The sequence below is a fragment of the Streptomyces sp. NPDC093600 genome, from assembly GCF_044764755.1.
In the GTDB taxonomy this organism is placed as follows: domain Bacteria; phylum Actinomycetota; class Actinomycetes; order Streptomycetales; family Streptomycetaceae; genus Streptomyces.
In genome coordinates this window covers 225422-245228 of record NZ_JBIWIU010000005.1, presented here as the reverse complement: position 1 = coordinate 245228, position 19807 = coordinate 225422, and the positions used below count along the sequence as shown (strand labels likewise).

The 19807-nt window shown below is 72.5% G+C and carries 16 protein-coding genes; 1 reads left to right on the top strand and 15 read right to left on the bottom strand.

The window, feature by feature from the left end; genetic code table 11:
• The 15 genes from ACIRB4_RS15855 to ACIRB4_RS15785 all read right to left on the bottom strand — a co-directional run bounded on the left by ACIRB4_RS15855 (window position 1) and on the right by ACIRB4_RS15785 (window position 18680).
• On the bottom strand, window positions 1–849 hold the full coding sequence (locus ACIRB4_RS15855) for a TatD family hydrolase (RefSeq protein WP_403291595.1): 849 nt from the start codon (window positions 847–849) through the stop codon (window positions 1–3).
• Window positions 849–1403, bottom strand: coding sequence for an EboA domain-containing protein (locus ACIRB4_RS15850; protein WP_403291593.1), 555 nt, complete (start codon window positions 1401–1403; stop codon window positions 849–851). Before ACIRB4_RS15850 ends, ACIRB4_RS15855 begins: the two co-directional genes overlap by 1 nt.
• Complete coding sequence (locus ACIRB4_RS15845; RefSeq protein ID WP_403291592.1) at window positions 1397–2308, bottom strand: sugar phosphate isomerase/epimerase family protein; 912 nt, start codon at window positions 2306–2308, stop codon at window positions 1397–1399. Before ACIRB4_RS15845 ends, ACIRB4_RS15850 begins: the two co-directional genes overlap by 7 nt.
• A complete protein-coding gene (locus tag ACIRB4_RS15840; RefSeq protein ID WP_403291590.1) occupies window positions 2305–3420 on the bottom strand; it encodes an SCO3242 family prenyltransferase in 1116 nt (371 codons plus the stop codon). Before ACIRB4_RS15840 ends, ACIRB4_RS15845 begins: the two co-directional genes overlap by 4 nt.
• 140 nt (window positions 3421–3560) lie before the next feature.
• Complete coding sequence (locus tag ACIRB4_RS15835) at window positions 3561–4673, bottom strand: inositol-3-phosphate synthase (protein WP_403291588.1); 1113 nt, start codon at window positions 4671–4673, stop codon at window positions 3561–3563.
• A gap of 83 nt (window positions 4674–4756) precedes the next feature.
• Window positions 4757–8458 (bottom strand): ThuA domain-containing protein, encoded by a 3702-nt coding sequence (locus ACIRB4_RS15830; RefSeq protein WP_403291586.1) that lies wholly within the window; start codon window positions 8456–8458, stop codon window positions 4757–4759.
• A gap of 258 nt (window positions 8459–8716) precedes the next feature.
• A complete protein-coding gene (locus ACIRB4_RS15825; protein ID WP_403291584.1) occupies window positions 8717–9721 on the bottom strand; it encodes a sugar phosphate isomerase/epimerase family protein in 1005 nt (334 codons plus the stop codon).
• A gap of 14 nt (window positions 9722–9735) precedes the next feature.
• Window positions 9736–10935, bottom strand: a complete 1200-nt coding sequence (locus ACIRB4_RS15820; protein ID WP_403291583.1) for a Gfo/Idh/MocA family protein — start codon at window positions 10933–10935, stop codon at window positions 9736–9738.
• Between the two features lie 74 nt (window positions 10936–11009).
• A complete protein-coding gene (locus tag ACIRB4_RS15815; RefSeq protein WP_403291581.1) occupies window positions 11010–12047 on the bottom strand; it encodes a substrate-binding domain-containing protein in 1038 nt (345 codons plus the stop codon).
• A gap of 61 nt (window positions 12048–12108) precedes the next feature.
• The gene (locus tag ACIRB4_RS15810; protein WP_403291580.1) at window positions 12109–13116 is read right to left on the bottom strand and encodes an ABC transporter permease; all 1008 of its coding nucleotides are present in this window, start codon (window positions 13114–13116) and stop codon (window positions 12109–12111) included.
• The gene (locus ACIRB4_RS15805; protein WP_403291855.1) at window positions 13113–14603 is read right to left on the bottom strand and encodes a sugar ABC transporter ATP-binding protein; all 1491 of its coding nucleotides are present in this window, start codon (window positions 14601–14603) and stop codon (window positions 13113–13115) included. The genes ACIRB4_RS15810 and ACIRB4_RS15805 overlap by 4 nt, the downstream gene beginning before the upstream one ends.
• A 171-nt stretch (window positions 14604–14774) precedes the next feature.
• Window positions 14775–15956, bottom strand: a complete 1182-nt coding sequence (locus ACIRB4_RS15800) for an ROK family protein (protein ID WP_403291578.1) — start codon at window positions 15954–15956, stop codon at window positions 14775–14777.
• Between the two features lie 150 nt (window positions 15957–16106).
• Window positions 16107–16793 (bottom strand): class F sortase, encoded by a 687-nt coding sequence (locus ACIRB4_RS15795; protein ID WP_403291576.1) that lies wholly within the window; start codon window positions 16791–16793, stop codon window positions 16107–16109.
• A gap of 145 nt (window positions 16794–16938) precedes the next feature.
• Window positions 16939–17553 carry a hypothetical protein gene (locus ACIRB4_RS15790; RefSeq protein WP_403291574.1) on the bottom strand — a complete coding sequence of 205 codons (615 nt, stop codon included), beginning with the start codon at window positions 17551–17553 and terminating at the stop codon, window positions 16939–16941.
• Window positions 17554–17729: 176 nt separating this feature from the next.
• On the bottom strand, window positions 17730–18680 hold the full coding sequence (locus ACIRB4_RS15785; RefSeq protein ID WP_403291572.1) for a beta-ketoacyl-ACP synthase III: 951 nt from the start codon (window positions 18678–18680) through the stop codon (window positions 17730–17732).
• Between the two features lie 261 nt (window positions 18681–18941).
• Here ACIRB4_RS15785 and fdhD point away from each other — a divergent pair, with 261 nt between their 5' ends.
• Complete coding sequence (fdhD, locus tag ACIRB4_RS15780) at window positions 18942–19793, top strand: formate dehydrogenase accessory sulfurtransferase FdhD (RefSeq protein WP_403291570.1); 852 nt, start codon at window positions 18942–18944, stop codon at window positions 19791–19793.
• The last annotated feature ends 14 nt before the right edge of the window (window positions 19794–19807 follow it).

The window sequence follows — 19807 nt, the reverse complement described above, 5'->3', positions numbered from 1 at the left end:
TCATTCCCCGCCGCGGAGGATGGTGTTGCCCTCGTGGAGGGGTGGGACGGAGGGGAGGTCGAGGCGGAGCCGGCCGCTGAGGCCGTAGAAGGCGACGGGGTTGCGCCACAGGACCCGGTCGACGTCGTCCTCGGAGTATCCGGCGGCGAGCATCGCGTCGCCGAACCTGCGGGTCGTGAGCGGGTCGCTCTTGCCCCAGTCGGCGGCCGAGTTCACCAGGACGCGTTCGAGGCCGTGGTCCTTGAGCACGGCGACCATGCGGTTCTCGTCCATCTTGGTGTCGGGGTAGAGGGAGAAGCCGAGCCAGGCGCCGCTGTCGGCGGCCTCCTTGACGGTGGTCTCGTTGAGGTGGTCGAGGAGGACCCGGTCGGGGGCGAGGGCGGACTCGCGTACGACGTCGAGAGTGCGGCGGAGGCCGGCGAGCTTGTCGCGGTGCGGGGTGTGGACGAGGACGGGCAGCGCGTGGTCGGCGGCGAGCTGCAGCTGGGTGGCGAGGGCGGTGTCCTCGGCCGGTGTCATGGAGTCGTAGCCGATCTCGCCGACGGCGACGACGTTGTCCTTGACGAGGTAGCGGGGCAGGGCGTCGAGAACGGGGGTGCAGCGGGGGTCGTTGGCCTCCTTGGGGTTGAGTGCGAGCGTGCAGTGGTGGGCGATGCCGTACTGGGCGGCCCGGAAGGGTTCCCAGCCGAGGAGGGAGTCGAAGTAGTCGAGGAAGCAGGCGGGCGACGTGCGGGGCTGCCCCAGCCAGAAGGACGGTTCGACGAGAGCGCGGACTCCCGCCTCGTACATGGCCTGGTAGTCGTCCGTGGTGCGCGAGGACATGTGGATGTGGGGGTCGAAGATGCGCATCAGGGCTCCTCCGTGGGGGCGGTGAGGGCGAGGGCGCGGTGGAGGTCGGCGGGGACGGGGCGGCCGGCGGCGGTGCGTTCGGCGGCGTGGTCGGTGAGCATCCGGGCGAGTTCGCGGTCGCCGCGGGCGCGCCGGCTGAGCCCGGCGACGGTGTCGACGGGCACGCCGGTGAAGAGGCATTTGAGAACGGCGTGACGCCAGGAGTGGGGGGTCAGATGGGTGGCGGCGTAGGGGCCGAGGGCGGCGGAGACGAGGGTGGTGTCGTGGGTGCGCAGGGCGTCCTCGACGAGGGGCACGGCCTCGGGGCCGGTGACGAGTGAGGGGAGGGCGAGGAGGACGGCGCGGCGTTCGGGGGCGGCGCCCTGCCGGTAGAGGCGGGTGAGGGTGTCCGGACCGGCGTGGGCCTCCTGGAGCAGGAGGGTGCGGACGGAGTCGGCGTGCTCCTGGCCGCAGTGCCGGCCGGCGGAGGCGAAGCGCAGTTCCCAGGCGGGGGTGCGGGCGGCGGCTTCGGTGAGGGCCTCGTCGAGCCAGGCGCGGGCGGAGTCGGTCAGCATGGGGCCTCCCCGGGGGTGAGTCGGTCACGGAGGAAGGAGAGGGAGGTGCGGGCGAGTTCGGGGCCGTCGTGGGAGTGGCGGGGCAGCTCCACGACGGTGAGGCCGGGGTAGCCGGCCGCGGTGAGCTCCGCGAGTGCGGCGAGGACGGGCGGGAAGTCGATCTCGCCTTCGCCGAGGGGCAGATGTTCGTGGACGCCGCGGCGCATGTCCTCGATCTGGACGTGGTGCAGCCAGGGTGCGGCGGCACGGACGCAGTCGGCCGGGGCCTGGGCTTCCAGGCACTGGCAGTGGCCGATGTCGAGTGTGAGACCGAGGAGGGCGGGATCGGGGTCGCCGAGGAGGCGGCGGAGGTGGTGGAAGTCGTCGAGGGTGGCGAGGAGGTGGCCGGGTTCCGGTTCGACGGCGAGGGGGACGCGGGCGGCGGTTGCGGCTTCGAGGACGGGGGTGAGGGCTTCGGCGAGACGCTTCCAGGCGTCGTCGGGGTGGGCGGGCTGGGGGTCGACGCCGCTGAAGCAGTGGACGGCGTGGGCTCCGAGGTCGGCGGCGACGCGGACGGCGCGGAGGAGGAGCCCGGTGCGGGTGGCGCGGGCGTCGGGATCCGGATCGAGAAGGGAGGGGCCGTGCTTGCGGCGCGGGTCGAGGACGTAGCGGGCGCCGGTCTCGACGGTGACACCGAGGCCCAGGGTGTCGAGTCGCCGGGCGACGCGGGCGGTTCGGGCGGCCAGGTCGGGGGCGAGGGGGTCGAGATGCATGTGGTCGAGGGTGAGGCCGACCCCGTCGTAGCCCAGGTCGGCGAGGAGGGCGAGGGCGTCGTCGAGCCGGAGGTCGGTGAGGCCGTTGGTGCCGTAGCCGAGCCGCGGCGCGGGGGACACGGGCTGGGGGGCGGGGGTGGGAGTGGGGCTCATGTGGGGCTCACCTTCCTGGCCAGACTCCGGGCGAGCGGCGCCAGCGCCAGGAGCGCGAGACCCGTGCCGGGGGCGCCGGATCGGGCGGCGAGAGCGGCTTGGAGCGGGATCAGGGCGCGGATGCCTGTACCGACGGCGCGCTGCGTCAGCGGTGGGGAGGGGTTGAGCGCGGCGTGGAGGAAGGCGGTGGCGGGGGTGCGGGCATAGGCGACGGCCAGGGCGGCGGTGAGCAGCCGGGGCAGGGAGTCCGGCCACCGCGTCGACGGACCCGCGTCCGCTGTCGGTGGCCTGACGGTGGGGACACGGAGGCGCGGGCGCGGTGTGAGTTCGGGTGCGTGCGAGGTCGCCTCGCGCCGCGGAGCGCCGAACGGAGGCGTGGCTGAGGGGCGTCCGGTCGTTCCGGGAGGTGAGCCGGGTCGTAGGACTGCGCCGAGCCCGGCCGCGCCCGCCGCCACCGTCAAGGTCGCGGCGAGCGCCAGCAGCGGTGCACGGGTGGAACCACCGTGCGCCTCATGGCGGGAGACGGCCGTGATCGCGTAGGTGTGGGCGGCGAGGAGGGCGGCGGAGGGGAGGGGGCGGGGGGAGGGAGGGCCCCCCGTGGCGGTGGCGCCGAGGAGGAGGTCCAGGGCGCGGGCCGCCGCCATGGCCGCGGGCCCCGCCGCCGTGTGCTTGAGGTGGAGGTCGTAGGACCAGACGGTGGCCGCGAGGCCGGTGGCGACCGCGAGGGCCGGGCGGCCGGCGCGGTCGGCGAGCCCGAGGCCCGCCGCCGTCAGGGCCGCGGAGGCGGCGAGGGCCGCACGGGGGCTGATCCGTCCGGAGGGGATCGGGCGGTGGGGGCGGTCGATGGTGTCCTCGGCGCGGTCGGCCCAGTCGTTGAGTGCCATGCCCGCCTCGTAGAGACAGAGGGAGGAGCCGATGGCCAGGAGGGTGGTGCGGTTCGGGCGCACGCCTGCGGCGGCGGCGCCCGCCAGGGCGTCGCCCGGGACCGTGAACAGCGCGGACACCCGCAGCAGTTCGGCCCACGCGGACCAGTCGGCCTTCCCAGCGCGGGCGGCCCTCTCTCCCCGGGCGGCCGGACGCTCCCCGGACGCCCGTGCACGCTGCTCGGCCACGGCCGCTCGAACACGGGCCCCCGCCGTGGCGCCCGCGAGCGCCCCGCCACCAGGCCCGGCGCCGCCCGCCCGAAGACCCGCCGCACCCGGAACCCCGGCCCCGACACGGGTCCCAAGCCCGCTCCCCCACCCCCTCCCCCTCACCGTGACTCTCCCAGCCGCGTTCCGAACGCCAGCAGGCGGGTGTACTGGTCGGCCAGGGCCGACGGGGGTGTGCCGTCCGGGTCCTTGAAGTAGAAGGCGAGGTCCTCCAGGGGGCCCGAGAGGCCGATCTCGTGGGCGCGGGCGGTGAGGCGGGCGAGGTCGAGGACGAGGGGGGCGGCGAGGGCCGAGTCGCAGCCCTGCCAGGTGGTCTGGAGGGTCATGCGGGAGCCGAGGAAGCCGTCGAAGGCGATGTGGTCCCAGGCCGTCTTCCACTCCCCCAGGGCCGGTACGTCGTCGATGTGGACCTCGCCCTGCACGCCCGGGCCGAGGGTGTCGGTGAGGACGCGCTCCTTGCCCGCGTTCTTCGCCGCCGCCGCGGCCGGGTCGGCGAGGGCCGCCCCGTCCCCGCCGCCCAGCAGGTTGGTGCCGGACCAGGCCCGTACGGTCAGGGCGCGCTGTACGAACATCGGGGCGAGGACGGAGCGCAGGAGCGTCTGGCCGGTCTTGCCGTCGCGGCCGGCGTGCGGGAGCCCGGAGGCGGCGGCGGTGTCGGCGAGGGCGGGGTGCCGCAGGCCGGTGGAGGGGGTGAAGTTGACGTACGGGCAGCCGGCCCGGAGGGCCGCGGCCGCGTAGAGGGAGCTGGGAGGGAGCCCGGCGCCCCCCGGCGCCGGTTCCGTCGTCGCCACATTGAGGACGACGACGCGGGTGAGGTCCCGTCGGGTGCGGAAGTCCGCCAGGTCGGCGGCGAAGGCGGTGATGAGTTCTTCCTCGCTCCGGCCGTCTCCTGGGCGGGGGCCTCCGGGGCGGATCTCCTCGTCGGCGGCGTGGAGTTCGGCGGCCACGGCGGCGGCGAGGCCGTGCGGCAGGACGCCCGCCGCGGTGAGTTCCTCGGCCCGCTTGGGCAGGGGGCACTCCGCCGTGTCGTGGCCTCCGAAGACGAGGGCCGGCAGCGGTGGCAGGCCCGCCGCGGCGAAGGCGTCGGTCTCGGTCGCCATTCCGGTCGGCGGGTGGAGGCCGGCCGTCATCGCGGCGCAGCCGGCCACGACCGTGGTGGCGACGGAGCCTCTTGCTCCGACGAGCCAGACTCCCGTACGTGTTCCAGTGGTCAAGACCCTGCCTCCCTGGGGTGTGGTGGAGACGGCGGGCGGGGGGTACGGCGCCTCCCCGCCCGCCGTCGGCTGGGGCGGGAGCTCTACGAGGCGAGCTCCTTCAGCTGGATGTCGCGGAAGGACACCTGGTCGTCGGCTCCGTGGTTCTGGATGCCGATGTGTCCGTCCTTCAGGCTGCGGGCCGGGTCGGTGTTGGTGAAGTCGTTGATCTTCACGCCGTTGAGGAACACCTGGAGCCGCTCGCCCCGGACGCGGATCTCGTAGCTGTTCCACTGGCCGGGCGGTCGCAGCACCGCGTCTCGGGCGGAGAGGTCGGCCGACTTGAAGCCGTAGACGGCTCCGGTGGTGCGGTCGGGGGCGTCGGTGGCGTCGATCTGGATCTCGTAGCCCTTGTTCACGGCCGACCAGGGGTCGTCGGAGGCGGGGAAGCCGACGAAGATTCCGGAGTTGTCGTCGCCCGCCGTCTTCCAGTCGAGCGTGAGGGAGTAGGAGGAGAACTCCTTCGCCTGGTACCAGAGCATCCCCATGCCGCCGACCGAGCGCAGCTCGCCGTCGACGACGTCGAAGCCGCCGGGGCCCGCCTGCTTCCAGCCTTCCTTGGTCTCTCCGTTGAAGAGGGCGCGGTAGCCGGTCCGCGGTCGGCAGTCGGCGGTGACCTGGCCGGTGGCGTACCGCAGTCCGCCGAGGAGGTGCTGCCGGAAGGCGGGTTCGGTGTACGCCTCCTTGGTGTGGCCGCCGCCGGTGTAGAAGGAGCGGCCGCCGCCGTAGGACTTGCACCAGGCGATGGGGTGGTCGCCCTTCATCGTGCCGCCCTGATAGGTGGTTTCGTCGAGGGTGGCGAGGACGCGGGCCTGGTCGCGGGGGTTGGTGCGGTAGTTGTACCACTCGTCGGTGCGCTGCCAGGTGCCGTGCAGGTGGGCGGTGGCGGGGTGGTCGTGGTCCTCGACCCTGACCGTCGCCGGCTGGATGTGCGGGTGGGAGGCGAAGTGGGCGCCGACGAGGCCGCCGTAGAACTCCCAGTCGTACTCGGTGTCGGCGGCGGCGTGGACGCCCATGTAGCCGCCGCCGGTGGAGATGTAGTTCTCGAAGGCGGTCTGCTGTTCGGTGTTCAGGACGTCGCCGGTCGTCGAGAGGAAGACGACGGCGTCGTAGCGGGCGAGGTTCTGGGTGGTGAACTGGCGTGGTTCCTCGGTGGTGTCGACGGTGATGGCGCTGCCGGCGCCGAGTTCCTTGAGGGCGGTGATGCCGGCGCCGATGGAGTCGTGGCGGAATCCGGCCGTGCGGGAGTAGACGAGGACGCGCTTGGCGGTGCGGTCGACCGGTGCGTCGGAGAGGGTGAAGTCGTCCAGGTCGTAGAGTGCGCCGGTTCCGCCCTTGAAGACGAGGAAGAGTTCGGTGGTCCTGCGGGGCACGTTGCGCAGGGGTACGTCGATGTCCTGGAAGGTCTCCCAGCCGCCGGTGACGGGCACGGGTGCGGAGCCGAGGAGGGTGCCGGTGGGTGATCCGGTGCGGACTTCCAGGAAGCCGCCGGCGCCGCCGGAGGAGACGCGGGCGGTGAGCTTGGTGGATCCGGTGAGGTGGTAGGGCTTGAAGGAGATCCAGTCGCCGTTGTGGATGTCTCCGACGGTCCGGCCGCCGTTGGCGGGTGCCTTGTCGATGACGCTGACGCCGTGGTGGGCGTCGAAGTGTTCGGCCTGGCGGTGGCGGGGCTGGAGCTTGGCCTGGTCGTGGCTGGTGAGGGCGGACTGGCCGCCGCCTCCGCCGTCGGTGTACTCGGCGTCGAAGACGGCGAAGATGTTGGCGTCGTCGTCGTGGCCGCCGTCGGTGGAGGTCTTGATGGTGCCGGTGCAGCCGTTGGCCGAGGTGACGGGGTGGCCGTGGCTGTCGTGGCCGAGGATGTAGGTGACCTTCACCTTGGTGCAGTCGATGGGGCCGGCGGCGCTGTCCTCGGGGTCCTTCACGGTGACTTTGAAGGGGATGTCGTCGCCGAAGTCGAACAGGGCTCCCTCGGTGGGCAGTTCGAGGGCGACCGTCGGGGCGGTGTTGCCGACGACGATGTGGACGGAGGCGGAGCCGGTGCGGCCGGACGGGTCGCGTGCGGTGAGGGTCGCGGTGTAGGTGCCGTTCCTGCGGTAGGTGTGGGTGGGGTCGGCGGTGGTGGAGGTGGTTCCGTCGCCGAAGTCCCAGCTGTAGGTGAGGGCGTCGCCGTCGGCGTCGGTGGTGCCGGCGGAGGAGAAGGTGACCTTGAGGGGTGCGGTGCCGGAGGTCTTGTTCGCGCTCGCTTCCGCGACCGGTGAGCGGCCGCCGGTGGCGTTCTCGATGCGGTAGAGGCCGGAGTTGTGGTCGCCGCCGAACCAGGCGGTGCCGTAGTCGAGGACGTAGAGGGCGCCGTCGGGGCCGAAGGCCATGTCCATGACCTGGGTGCCGGTCCAGGGCATGGGGTTGATGGACTGGACGGTGCCGTCGGCGCCGTGTTCGATGCGTTTGATCCAGCGTCGGCCGAACTCGCCGGCGAAGAAGTCTCCGTCGTACGCCTCCGGGAACTTCACCGGGGACGTGTTCGCGGCGTCGTAGCGGTAGACGGGTCCGCCCATGGGGGATTCGGAGCCGGTGCCGAACTCGGGGAGGGAGCCGCCGTTGTACGGGATCCAGGCGGGTTCGGCCGGGGGCAGGTCGACGAGGCCGGTGTTGTGCGGGGAGTCGTTCTTCGGGGCGGCGCAGTCGAAGGGGGCTCCGGAGACCTTGGTGGCGAAGTCGTAGTCGACGTAGGGGTGGTTGGCGCCGGTGCAGAAGGGCCAGCCGAAGTTGCCGGGTTTCGTGACCCTGGCGAACTCGACCTGTCCGGCCGGTCCGCGGTGGGGGTCGGCGGCGCCCGCGTCGGGTCCGTAGTCGCCGACGTACAGCACGCCGGTCTTCTTGTCGACGCTGAAGCGGAAGGGGTTGCGGAAGCCCATCGCGTAGATCTCGGGCCGGGTCCTGTCCGTGCCGGGTGCGAAGAGGTTGCCGTCGGGGACGGTGTACGAGCCGTCGTCGGCGACCTTGATGCGGAGGATCTTGCCGCGCAGGTCGTTGGTGTTGCCGGAGGTGCGGCGGGCGTCGTACGCGGGGTTGCGGCCGGGGCGTTCGTCGATCGGGGTGTAGCCGTCCGAGGCGAAGGGGTTGGAGTCGTCGCCGGTCGACAGGTAGAGGTTGCCCTGTGCGTCGAAGTCGATGTCTCCGCCGACGTGGCAGCAGATGCCGCGGGTCGCGGGGATGTCGATGACCTTCTTCTCGCTGGCGTTGTCGAGGGTGCCGTCGGCGTTGAGGGTGAAGCGGGAGAGCCGGTTGACTCCGTCGTACTGCGCGAAGTCGGCGGGTGTGCCGTCGTTGGGGGCGTCGCCGGCGGGGGTGTCCAGGGGCGGGGCGTAGTAGAGGTAGATGGCCTTGTTGCGGGCGAAGTCGGGGTCGAGGCCGATGCCCTGGAGGCCTTCCTCGTCGTGGGAGTAGACGGGGATCGTGCCGATGACCTCGGTGTTGCCGGCGGCGTCGGTGCGGCGCAGTTCGCCGTTGCGTGAGGTGTGCAGGACGCTGCGGTCGGGGAGCACGGCGAGCGACATGGGTTCGCCGACCTCTTCGCCGCCCTTGGCGAGGGTGACCTGCTGGAACTCCTCGGCGGTGGTCGCGGTTGCGGTGGGGGTGGTGGTGTCGTCCGCGTCTGCGGCGAGGACTTGGGGGGCGCCGAGGGCGAGCAGTCCGACGGTGAGGAGGGCGAGGGTTTTCCTGGCTCGGAGTCGTTGTCTGTGCACGGGTGTCCTCCGGAGTAGGGCCGGGTGTGCGGGGTGTCCGGGGACCGGCGTGCGCCGTCACGCTGGTCGGAATCCCAAAGGTCATGTCATGGGCACATCAGGGACCGTAGCGGGGTTCGTCCGCGCCGGAAAGCCCTTGTGCGACAGTGCGGTTGAACTTTTCCCAGCGAGAGGACAAAGCCTCCCGAGGGCAGGACGGACCAGCCCGGTGACGTCCCCGCCACCCGGCACCGGCCTGCGGTTGTGCGCCTCCGGCCGCTATCGACCGCCGCCGAAGGCGGCGTCGAAGGAGGCCGTCGGCGGTTCGAAGTCGTACCGCTTCAGTACCGAAAGCGCTTCCGGCGCCCCCGTCAGCCGGTCCATGCCGGCGTCCTCCCACTCCACCGAGACGGGACCGGCGTAGCCGATCGAGCGGAGCATGCGGAACACGTCCTCCCACGGGACGTCACCGTGGCCGGCCGAGACGAAGTCCCAGCCGCGTCGCGGGTCGCCCCAGGGCAGATGGGAGCCCAGCCGTCCGTTGCGGCCGTCGAGCCGGCGCCGGGCCTCCTTGCAGTCCACGTGGTAGATCCGGTCGCGGAAGTCCCAGAGGAAGCCGACCGGGTCGAGGTCCTGCCAGACGAAATGGCTCGGATCGAAGTTCAGTCCGAAGGCCGGCCGGTGCCCGATCGCCTCCAGGGCCCGCTGGGTGGTCCAGTAGTCGTAGGCGATCTCGCTGGGATGGACCTCGTGCGCGAAGCGGACGCCCTCGGCCTCGAAGACGTCCAGGATCGGGTTCCAGCGCTCCGCGAAGTCCTCGTAGCCGCGCTCGATCATCCGTTCCGGAACCGGCGGGAACATCGCCACCAGATGCCAGATCGACGAACCGGTGAAGCCGATGACGGTGTCGACGCCCAGCGCGGCCGCGGCGCGGGCCGTGTCCGCCAGCTCGCGCGCCGCCCGCCGCCGTACGCCCTCCGGCTCGCCGTCGCCCCAGATCCGGGCCGGGACGATCGCCTGGTGCCGTTCGTCGATCGGATGGTCGCAGACGGCCTGGCCCACCAGGTGGTTGGAGACGGCCCAGCACTTCAGTCCGTACTTGTCGAGCAGGGCGCGCCGGCCGTCGATGTACGACGGGTCGGCCAGCGCCTTGTCGACCTCGAAGTGATCTCCCCAGCAGGCGAGTTCGAGGCCGTCGTAGCCGAAGTCGCGGGCGAGCCGGCAGACCTCCTCCAGGGGCAGGTCGGCCCATTGGCCGGTGAAGAGGGTGAAGGGACGGGGCACGGTCGCGGCCTCCATTACTCCTGTACGGATGTGTAGACGGCGTTCTCGCGGGCGCTCTCCTCGACGGCCGCCAGGACGCGCTGGACCTGGAGCCCGTCGGCGAAGGAGGGTGCCGGGGCGGTTCCGGACGCGATGGCGAGGACCAGGTCGCGGGCCTGGTGGACGAAGGTGTGCTCGTAGCCGAGCGCGTGGCCCGGCGGCCACCAGCCCTCCAGGTACGGGTGGCCCGGCTCCGTCACCAGGATGCGGCGGAATCCGGCGGTGTCGGCCGGCTCGGTGTGGTCGTGGAAGGAGAGTTCGTTGAGGCGCTCCAGGTCGAAGGCGAGCGACCCCTTCTCGCCGTTGATCTCCAGGCGCAGGGCGTTCTTGCGGCCGGCCGCCATCCGGGTCGCCTCGAAGGAGGCGAGCGCCCCGGAGGCCAGCCGCCCGGTGAACAGCGCGGCGTCGTCCACGGTGACCTCCCCGTACGCCCCGTCCGAGGCGGCACCGGACAGGCCGGCCGACACCCCGGCGAGCAGGGGCCGCTCCCGTACGAAGGTCTCGGTGAGCGCCGACACGCCGACCAGCGGCTCCCCCGCCAGATACTGGGCGAGGTCGACGGCGTGCGCCCCGAGGTCCCCGAGGGCGCCGGATCCGGCGTGCTCGCGCTCCAGGCGCCAGGTCAGTGGGAACGCCGGATCGACCAGCCAGTCCTGCAGATAGGTGACCCGTACGTGCCGCAGCCCGCCGAGCCTGCCGTCCGCGATCAGCCGGCGTGCGTACGAAAGGGCGGGTACGCGGCGGTAGTTGAAGCCGACCATGGCGATCTGGCCGCGGGCGGCCGCCGCCTCGGCGGCCGCGACCATGGCCTCGGCCTCGGTGACCGAGTTGGCGAGCGGTTTCTCGCACAGGACGTGCTTGCCCGCCTCCAGGGCGGCGACGGCGATCTCCGCATGGCTGTCGCCGGGTGTGCAGACGTCGACGAGCTGGACGTCGTCGCGGGCGACGAGGGCGCGCCAGTCGGTCTCGGCGGCGGCCCAGCCGTGCCGGTCGGCGGCGGCCCGGACGGCCCCGGCGTCCCGGCCGGCGACGGCGGCGAGGACCGGGCGCAGCGGCAGGTCGAAGACGCGCCCCGCGGTCCGCCAGCCCTGCGAGTGGGCGGCTCCCATGAAGGCGTATCCGACCATGCCGACGCCGAGCGTCGGCGGTGCGGCCCCGCTCTCCGTCTGTTCCATACGGTTCCTCCGTTTCGTGGTGCGGCAACGGTCTGCTGCCCCGCGGTGGTCGCCCGCCGGGGCGGCGGCTCCGGTCAGTTGAAGCCGGTGGGCAGGTACTCGTCGACGTTCTCCTTGGTGACGACGGCGGAGTAGAGGGTGATGGAGGCGGGGATCTCCAGCTCCGACATGCCCCCGACGCCCCTCTTCTGGCCCAGGGCGCGGGCCAGGTCGATGGCGGAGGCGGCCATGGTCGGGGGGTAGAGCACGGTCGCCTTCAGGACGCTGTTGTCGGCCTTGATGGCGTCCATGGCGGACCGGGCGCCGGCGCCGCCGACCATCAGGAAGTCGTCGCGGCCGGCCTGGGCGATGGCGCGCAGCGCGCCGACGCCCTGGTCGTCGTCGTGGTTCCAAAGGGCGTCGAAGTCGCTCTGTGCCTGGAGGAGTTGGGCCATCTTGGCCTGGCCGGACTCGACGGTGAAGTCGGCGGCCTGGCGGGCCACTTTGCGGATGTTGGGGTAGTTCTTCAGGGCGTCGTCGAAGCCCTGGGTGCGCTGTTTGGTGAGTTCCAGGCTGTCCATTCCGGCGAGTTCGACGACCTTGGCGTTCGGCTTGTCCTTGAGTCGTTCGCCGATGTAGCGGCCGGCGTTGAGGCCCATGCCGTAGTTGTCGCCGCCGATCCAGCAGCGGTAGGCCTGCGGGGAGGCGAAGACGCGGTCCAGGTTGATGACGGGGATGCCGGCCTTCATGGCCTGGAGTCCGACCTGGGTGAGTGCCTTGCCGTCGGCGGGCAGGATGACGAGGACGTCGACCTTCTTGTTGATGAGGGTCTGGATCTGGCCGATCTGGATGGCGGTGTCGTTGGAGCCCTCGGTGATCTCCAGGGTCACCTCGGAGTACTTCCCTGCCCGGTCCTTGGCGTTCTGGTTGATGGCGTTGAGCCAGCCGTGGTCGGCCTGGGGGCCGGCGAAGCCGATGGTGACGGGGGTGCCGGGCTTGTCGTCGGCCGCCGGGACGTTGTCCGCGGCTGGTGCCCGGTTCTGCGGTTCGTTGCTGGTACAGGCGGTGAGCAACGCGCCCGCGGAGACGGCGGCGGTGCCGAACAGCAGTCCTCTGCGGCTGGTTTCTGGCATGGCGGTGGATCCCTTCGACAGGAGAGGGAGGCGGGGGGAGCTGGGAGGGGCCGCGCGGGGGTCAGGTCTCGCCGTGGCGCATGCTGCGGCGCTGGACCAGGACGGCGGCGACGATGATCGCGCCCTTGGCGATCTGCTGGACGTCGCTCTGCAGGTTGTTGAGCGCGAAGATGTTGGTGATCGTGGTGAAGACGAGGACGCCGAGGACGGAGCCGACGATGGTGCCGCGGCCGCCGCTGAGCAGGGTTCCCCCGATGATCGCGGCGGCGATGGCGTCGAGCTCGTACAGGTTGCCGTTGGTGTTCTGGCCGGAGCCGGACAGGACGATCAGCAGGAAGGCCGCGATGCCGCAGCACAGTCCGGAGAGCAGGTAGAGGTAGAGGCGCTGACGGCGTACGTCGATGCCGGCGAGGCGGGCGGCCTCCGGGTTGCCGCCGACGGCGACGGTGCGACGGCCGAAGGTGGTCCGGTTGAGGATCAGCCAGCCCGCGACGGTGACGGCGGCGAAGACGAGGACCAGCGGGGGGATGCCGAGGACGTAGGCGTCTGGAATGCCGAGGTCGAGGACGGATTCGACGGTGACGATCTGGGTGCGGCCGTCGGTGATCTGCAGCGCGAGGCCGCGGGCGGAGGCGAGCATGGCGAGGGTCGCGATGAACGGCACCATCCCGCCGTACGCGATGAGCAGACCGTTCACCAGGCCGCAGGCGACCCCGACGACGACGGCGGTGAAGAGGATGCCGGCGAAACCGTACTCCTGGGTGGCGAGCGTGGTCGCCCAGACGGAGGCGAGGGCGACGATGGCGCCGACGGAGAGGTCGATGCCGCCGCTGGTGATGACGAAGGTCATGCCGACGGTGACGACGCCGATGACGGAGGCCTGGGTGAGGACGAGTTGGAGGTTGGAGGTGGCGAGGAACTCGTCCGGCCGGGTGAAGCCGCCGACCGCGATCAGTACGGCCAGCACACCCAGCAGGGAGAGGTTGCGGACGTCGGCCCTGAGACCGAGCGGGCGCCGGCCGCCTTCCCCCGCGGGCGCCTCGGTGTTCTTGGCGGTGGACAGCGTCATGACGCCGGGCTCCCTTCCATCACAAGGTCGAGTACGCGGTGTTCGTCCAGCTCACGGGCGGGCGCCGTGTGGACGACGCGGCCCTCTCTGAGCACCAGGACACGGTCGGCGAGGCCGAGCACCTCGGGCACTTCGCTCGACACCAGCAGGACGGCGAGGCCGTCGTCGGCGAGGCGGCGGATCACGGCGTACAGCTCGGCGCGGGCGCCGACGTCGACTCCGCGGGTCGGCTCGTCGAGCAGCAGGACGCGGCAGCCACGCAGCAGCCACCGGGCCAGGACGGCCTTCTGCTGGTTGCCGCCGGAGAGGGTGCGGACCCGGGCGTCGGGGTTGTCGGGTCGCAGCGAGAGCTCCCGGGTGGCCGTGCGGGAGGCGGTGCGTTCGGCGGTACGGTCGATCCAGCCGGCGCGCGAGAAGCGGGCGAGCGAGGAGACGGAGACGTTGCGGGTGACGGACTCCAGCATCAGCAGGCCCTGCGCCTTGCGCTCCTCCGGTGCGAGGCCGAGCCCGGCGCGCACGGCGTCGCGGACGCTGCCGGGGCGAAGGGGGCGGCCGTCGACGAGGACCCGGCCGGCGGTGGGCCTACGGGCGCCGTAGATCGTCTCCAGGATCTCGGAGCGGCCCGAGCCGACGAGTCCGGCGAGACCCACGATCTCTCCGGGCCGCAGATCGAGGTCGACGGGCTCGAACTCCCCGTCGCGCGCCAGCCCCCGGACCTGGAGGACGGGTGCGGCGGCCGGGGGCTCGGGCGGGCGCTCGGGGAAGACGTACTCGACGTTCCGGCCGGTCATCAGCGCCACGATGTCCCGGGTCGGGGTGGAGGCGGCGGGGAGCCCGCCGGCCACGGCCCGGCCGTCCTTGAGGACCGTGACGCGGTCGCCGATGCGGCGGATCTCCTCCAGGCGGTGAGAGATGTGGACGACGGCCACGCCCTCGGCGGTGAGGTCGGCGACGATACGGAAGAGGTTGTCGACCTCGTCGGGGTCGAGGGCGGCCGACGGCTCGTCCATCACGATGAGGCGGACGTCGTGGGAGAGCGCGCGGGCCATCGAGACGATCTGCCGTTGGGCGGCGGAGAGTTCGCCGACGAACCGTGCGGGGTCGATCTCCGGATGGCCGAGCCGTCTCAGCAGCGCGGCGGTCGAGGTGCGGGCGGCGCGGCCCCGGACGACGAATCCGGCGGCGGTGGGTTCGTGGCCGAGGTGGACGTTCTCGGCGACGGACAGCCCTTCGACCAGGTCGAGTTCCTGGTAGATGGTGGCGATCCCGAGGCGCATGGCGGCGATCGGAGACCGGAGCCGGACCGTTTCACCGCGCCAGGTGATGCGGCCGCCGTCAGGCTGGTGGGCGCCGGCGAGGACCTTGATGAGGGTGGACTTGCCGGCGCCGTTCTGGCCGAGGAGGCAGTGGACCTCGCCGGCGGCGACCTCCAGGTCGACGCCGTCGAGGGCGCGGACTCCGGGGAAGGACTTGGTGATGCCGGACATGGTGAGCAGGGGCGGTTGTTCCTGGGGCATGGCGGAGATCCCCTCGGCGGGTGCGGGTGGCGCCTGAGTGGGTGGGCTGATGGTGGGGCCGGTGGGGTGGGGTGGGCCGGTGGGGGTGCGGCCCTTGTGCGGGGGGCGGGCCGGTGGGGTCCGGCTCGGCGGGCGTTCGGCTTACGCCGGGGAGAAGAGGTGGTCGCTGATGAGGCGGACCGCGCCGGTCACTCCCGCCGCCGGGCCCAGCTCGCCCAGCACGATGGGGAGGTTGCCGGTGGCCAGCGGGAGGGACTGCCGGTAGACCTGGGTGCGGACACTGGCGAGGAGGTTGTGACCGAGGCCGGTGACCCCGCCGCCGATCACCACCAGACCGGGATTGAAGAAGCTGACGAGTCCGGCGATGACCTGCCCGACCCGGTTGCCGCCCTCGCGGATGAGGGCGAGCGCGGTGGCGTCCCCCGCGGCCGCCGCCGCGGCGACGTCCACGGCGGTGAGCCGGCCGGCCGCCGCGAGGCGTCCGGCGAGCTCGTCCGACCGGCCCGCGCGGGCCGCGTCCTCGGCGTCGCGGGCCAGGGCGGCGCCGCTGAAGTGGGCCTCCAGGCAGCCCTTGTTGCCGCACGCACAGGGGCGGCCGTCCGGTTCGACCTGGATGTGGCCGATGTCGCCGGCGCTGCCCGTCGTACCGCGGTAGACGTGACCGCCGACGACGATGCCGCAGCCGATACCCGTACCGATCTTGATGCAGAGGAAGTCGCCGACCGAGCGGGCGACTCCCGCGTGCTGCTCCCCCATGGCCATCAGGTTCACGTCGTTGTCGACCATGACGGGGCAGCCGAGTTCCTGGCTGAGCGCCTCCCGGACCGGGAAGCCGTCCCAGCCGGGCATGATCGGCGGCGCGACCGGGACGCCCTCGGGGAAGCGGACGGGACCGGGGACGCCGATGCCGGCGCCGTCGAAGCCCTCGGCGAGCCCGGAGGCGCGCAGCTTGGCCGCCATCGACAGGGCCTGCTCGAAGACGGCGACGGGGCCTTCGCGGACGTCCATCGGGTGGTTGAGATGCCCGAGCACCTCCAACTCGGCGTTGGTGACGGCGACATCGATGGACGTGGCGCCGATGTCGATGCCGAGGAAGCGGAGTTCGGGGGCGAGGCGGATGTTGTGCGAGCGGCGTCCGCCGCGTGAGGCGGCGAGGCCGTCGGCGACGACGAGTCCGGTGTCGAGGAGCCGGTCGACCTCGACGGCGAGCTTGGAGCGGGAGAGATCGATCTGATCGCCGAGCTGCGCACGGGAGTTGGGTCCTCCGTCGCGCAGCAGTCGGAGCAATCGCGCCTGATGCGCGTTGGCAGGTCGTGCCGTCATGCGTCTCACGCGCCCCTCCCCTGTCGAAGCCGTCGGGCCTTGCGCCGTGCTGTGGAAGGGGAACGTAGCAGTGGTGTCCTGGAGGGGGAAGAAGTCGCGCAGCAATCGGTGCGACTTTTTCCTGACCGAGGACAAAGACGTGGGGCCCGGTCAGCGGACGTCGACGAGGCGGGCGGAGACGACGATGTTGTCCGCGTAGCCGGTGCGCTGCGAGAACGCGCCGCCGCAGGTGATCAGGCGCAGCTCGGGGCTGGCGGTGTTCCGGTAGATCCGCTCGGCCGGGAAGCGGTCCTTGGGCACGACCTCGACGCCGTAGACCGAGAAGACGGCGGTCCTGCCGTCCGCACGAACGATCTCGACGCGTTCTCCCTTGTCCAGGGCACCGAGGCGGAAGAAGACGGCTCGCCCGTCCGGAGTGTCGACATGGCCGACGACCACGGCGGTGCCCTTCTCGCCCGGGGTGACGGCGCCGCCGAACCAGCCGGCGAGGTTCTTCTCGTACGCCGCCGGGGTGTCGATCCAGCCCTCGGCGTCGAGGCCGACCTCCTTGAGGGGCGCGTCGACACGTACGGAGGGCACGCGGACGCGTTCGGGGCGCGAGGCGGGCAACGGTCCGGGGACAGGAAGGGTGTCGGTGGCGTCGTTCCGGGCGTCGTTCCGGGGGGCTCGGCCGGCGGCGAGGCCGGCGTGGTCGGGGGCGGACGCGGCGGAGGGCCGAGGGGGGCCGCCGGCGCGCCACTCCTCCGTTCCGCCGCGCACCAGATGCACCCCGACGAGCAGGACGATGACCACGACGCCCCACGCGCCGCGCCTGCTCGTACCGTTCGACCCCTGCACGACCGCTCTTTCCCGTGGCTCCCGGCTCCGTGTCTGCCCTGACTGCCGTGGCTTCCTTGTGCGCGGTGGCGCCCCTCCGCGTCCCGGGCCTCGTCACCCCGGGGGCGGAGGGGCCGTTTCCGTACCCCTGGTGTCTGGTTCAGGTTCAGGTGTGGCCGTCCCGGGCGGGGCGGCGCAGCAGAAGGAGACCGCCACCGAGAGCGCCCGCGATCAGCGCGGAGCCCGTGACCACCTCGGCCGTACCGAGTTCGCCGGAGGCACCACCGAAGCCGGCCCTGACACCCTTCTGCGCGCCGGAATCGGTGTGCGTGTCGGCGGGGGTGTCGACGCCGGTGGAGTGGCCGCCCGAGGAGTGGCCGCCGGGTCCCTCGGTGATGGTGAGCGGAGTGGTGCCCCGCTCGCCCGCGCAGTCGAACGTGACCTCGTACTCCGCGCCGGCCTTGGCGTCCCCGTCGACCGTCGCGGTGCCGGGAACGCCTTCGTGGAGGGTGACGGTGTCGAAGACGCCGGACTCGACGGTGACGGACAGGACCTCGCAGCCCTCGGACATCAGGGTGACCGTGCCGCCGGGGGCGACGGTCGACGGAGAGACGGAGAAACCGAACGACGTGATGTCCTTGCCCGAGCCGGAGCCGGAACCGGAACCGGAGCTTGAACCGGTTCCGGCGTCGGTGCCGTCGTCGGCGATGACCGGGAACGCGCCGAGCGAGATGGCCCCGGCGGCCAGCAGGGCGGCGAGAGCGGCACGTATCGCGCGCATGACGGTCCTCCAGATCACGCGAGGGCGCACGCGGACCGGCTCCGCGGGCGGCGGGAGACAACCCTCGCCACGATCGAAGCTAGGTCGGCCCCCGGACCCACGCCACCGGGCTCCGCCGAACGGCTGTCCCGCCCGCGCCCGGGCGACACCGCGTACGCCTGCGGAACGTCGTACGCCTACGGAACGCGGACGACCTGCCCGGCGTACGACAGGTTCCCGCCGAAGCCGAACAGCAGCACCGGCGCGCCCGACGGGAGCTCGCCGCGCTCGACCAGCTTGGAGAGGGCGAGGGGGATGGAGGCGGCCGAGGTGTTGCCGGAGTCGACGACATCTCGGGCGACGATCGCGTTGACCGCGCCGATCTTGGCGGCGAGGGGCTCGATGATCCGCAGGTTGGCCTGGTGCAGCACCACTCCCGCGAGCTCCTCGGGCGTGATCCCCGACCGCTCGCACGTCTGGCGGGCGAGCGCGGGGAGCCGCTGCGTGGCCCACCGGTAGACGGACTGGCCCTCCTGGGCGAAGCGCGGCGGCGTTCCCTCGATGCGGACGGCGTGGCCCATCTCCGGCACCGAGCCCCACAGGACCGGCCCGATGCCGGGGTCCCGTCCGTCGTCGGCCGTCGCCTCGACGACGGCCGCGCCCGCGCCGTCGCCGACGAGGACACAGGTGGTGCGGTCGGTCCAGTCCGTCACCGCGGTCATCTTGTCGGCGCCGACGACCAGGGCCCGGCGGGCGGCCCCCGCCCGGACCGCGTGGTCGGCGGTGGCGAGCGCGTGGGTGAAGCCGGCGCAGACCACGTTGAGGTCCATGGTGGCGGGTGACGGCATGCCGAGCCGGGCGGCGACGCGGGCGGCCATGTTCGGGGAGCGGTCGATCGCGGTGGAGGTGGCGACGAGGACGAGGTCGATGTCGGCGGGGTCCAGTCCGGCGCCGGCCAGCGCCTTGCCGGCCGCGTGCGCGGCGAGCTCGTCCACCGGCTCGTCCGGGCCCGCCATGTGCCGGGTCCGGATCCCGACCCGGCTGCTGATCCAGGCGTCGCTGGTGTCGACCAGCGCGGTCAGATCGTCGTTGGTCAGCACCTTGGCGGGCTGGTAGTGCCCGAGCGCGGCGATACGAGTGCCCGTCATGCCCGGGACCCCCTTGGGTTCGGATGGCGCGTGGTTCACGCAGGAACCACCCAGTGTCGCCAGCGACTGATCGGTAACCGGGCACGTGAACCACCAAGAAACACCCGCACCTGTTGGGCGACCGTGACAACACGGAGCAAGCGGGCGGGGCGGGCAGGGGCCGATCATGGAGGGAGGCTGCGCGAGTGACCCGGCTCCGCCCGCATGTGCAGGACAATGAGACCGTCGAGGTCGCCACGGACAGAATCGGGTGTAGTCACTATGGGACGGGTCACCGAGCGACGGCGCGTCGTCCGCATCCGCGCGGGGGCGGTGAACGAGCGCCCGGACACTCTGGTGGCCGAGGAGCCGCTGGAGATCCGGCTGAACGGCAGACCGCTCGCGATCACCATGCGGACGCCGGGTGACGACTTCGCGCTCGCGGCCGGGTTCCTGGTGAGCGAGGGAGTCCTCGGCGCGGCCTCCGACGTACGGAACATCGTGTACTGCGCGGGCGTCAAGGACGACGGCACGAACACGTACAACGTGGTGGACGTCCAGCTGGCGCCCGGTGTCCCCGTCCCGGACATCACGCTGGAGCGCAACGTGTACACGACGTCGTCGTGCGGGCTGTGCGGGAAGGCGAGCCTGGACGCGGTACGGACCACCGCGCGGTTCCCGATCGCCGACGCTCCCCCGGTGCGGGTCACGCCCGAGCTCCTCGCGGGCCTCCCCGACCGGTTGCGGGCCGCGCAGCGGGTGTTCGACCGGACGGGGGGCCTGCACGCGGCGGCGCTGTTCTCCGAGGACGGCGAGCTGGTCGACGTACGGGAGGACGTGGGCCGCCACAACGCGGTGGACAAGCTGGTGGGCCGCGCGCTGCGCGAGGACCGGCTGCCGCTGGGCCGCTCGATCCTGCTGGTCTCGGGCCGTGCCTCGTTCGAGCTGGCGCAGAAGGCGGTGATGGCGGGCATCCCTCTCCTCGCGGCGGTGTCGGCGCCGTCCGCGCTGGCCGTGGACCTGGCGGCCGAGACCGGTCTGACCCTGGTCGGCTTCCTGCGCGGCCCGGACATGAACGTGTACGCGGGCGAGCACCGGATCGCCCTGGACGAGGCGGCGCCCTCCCGGGGATGACCGGTCGCCGCCCG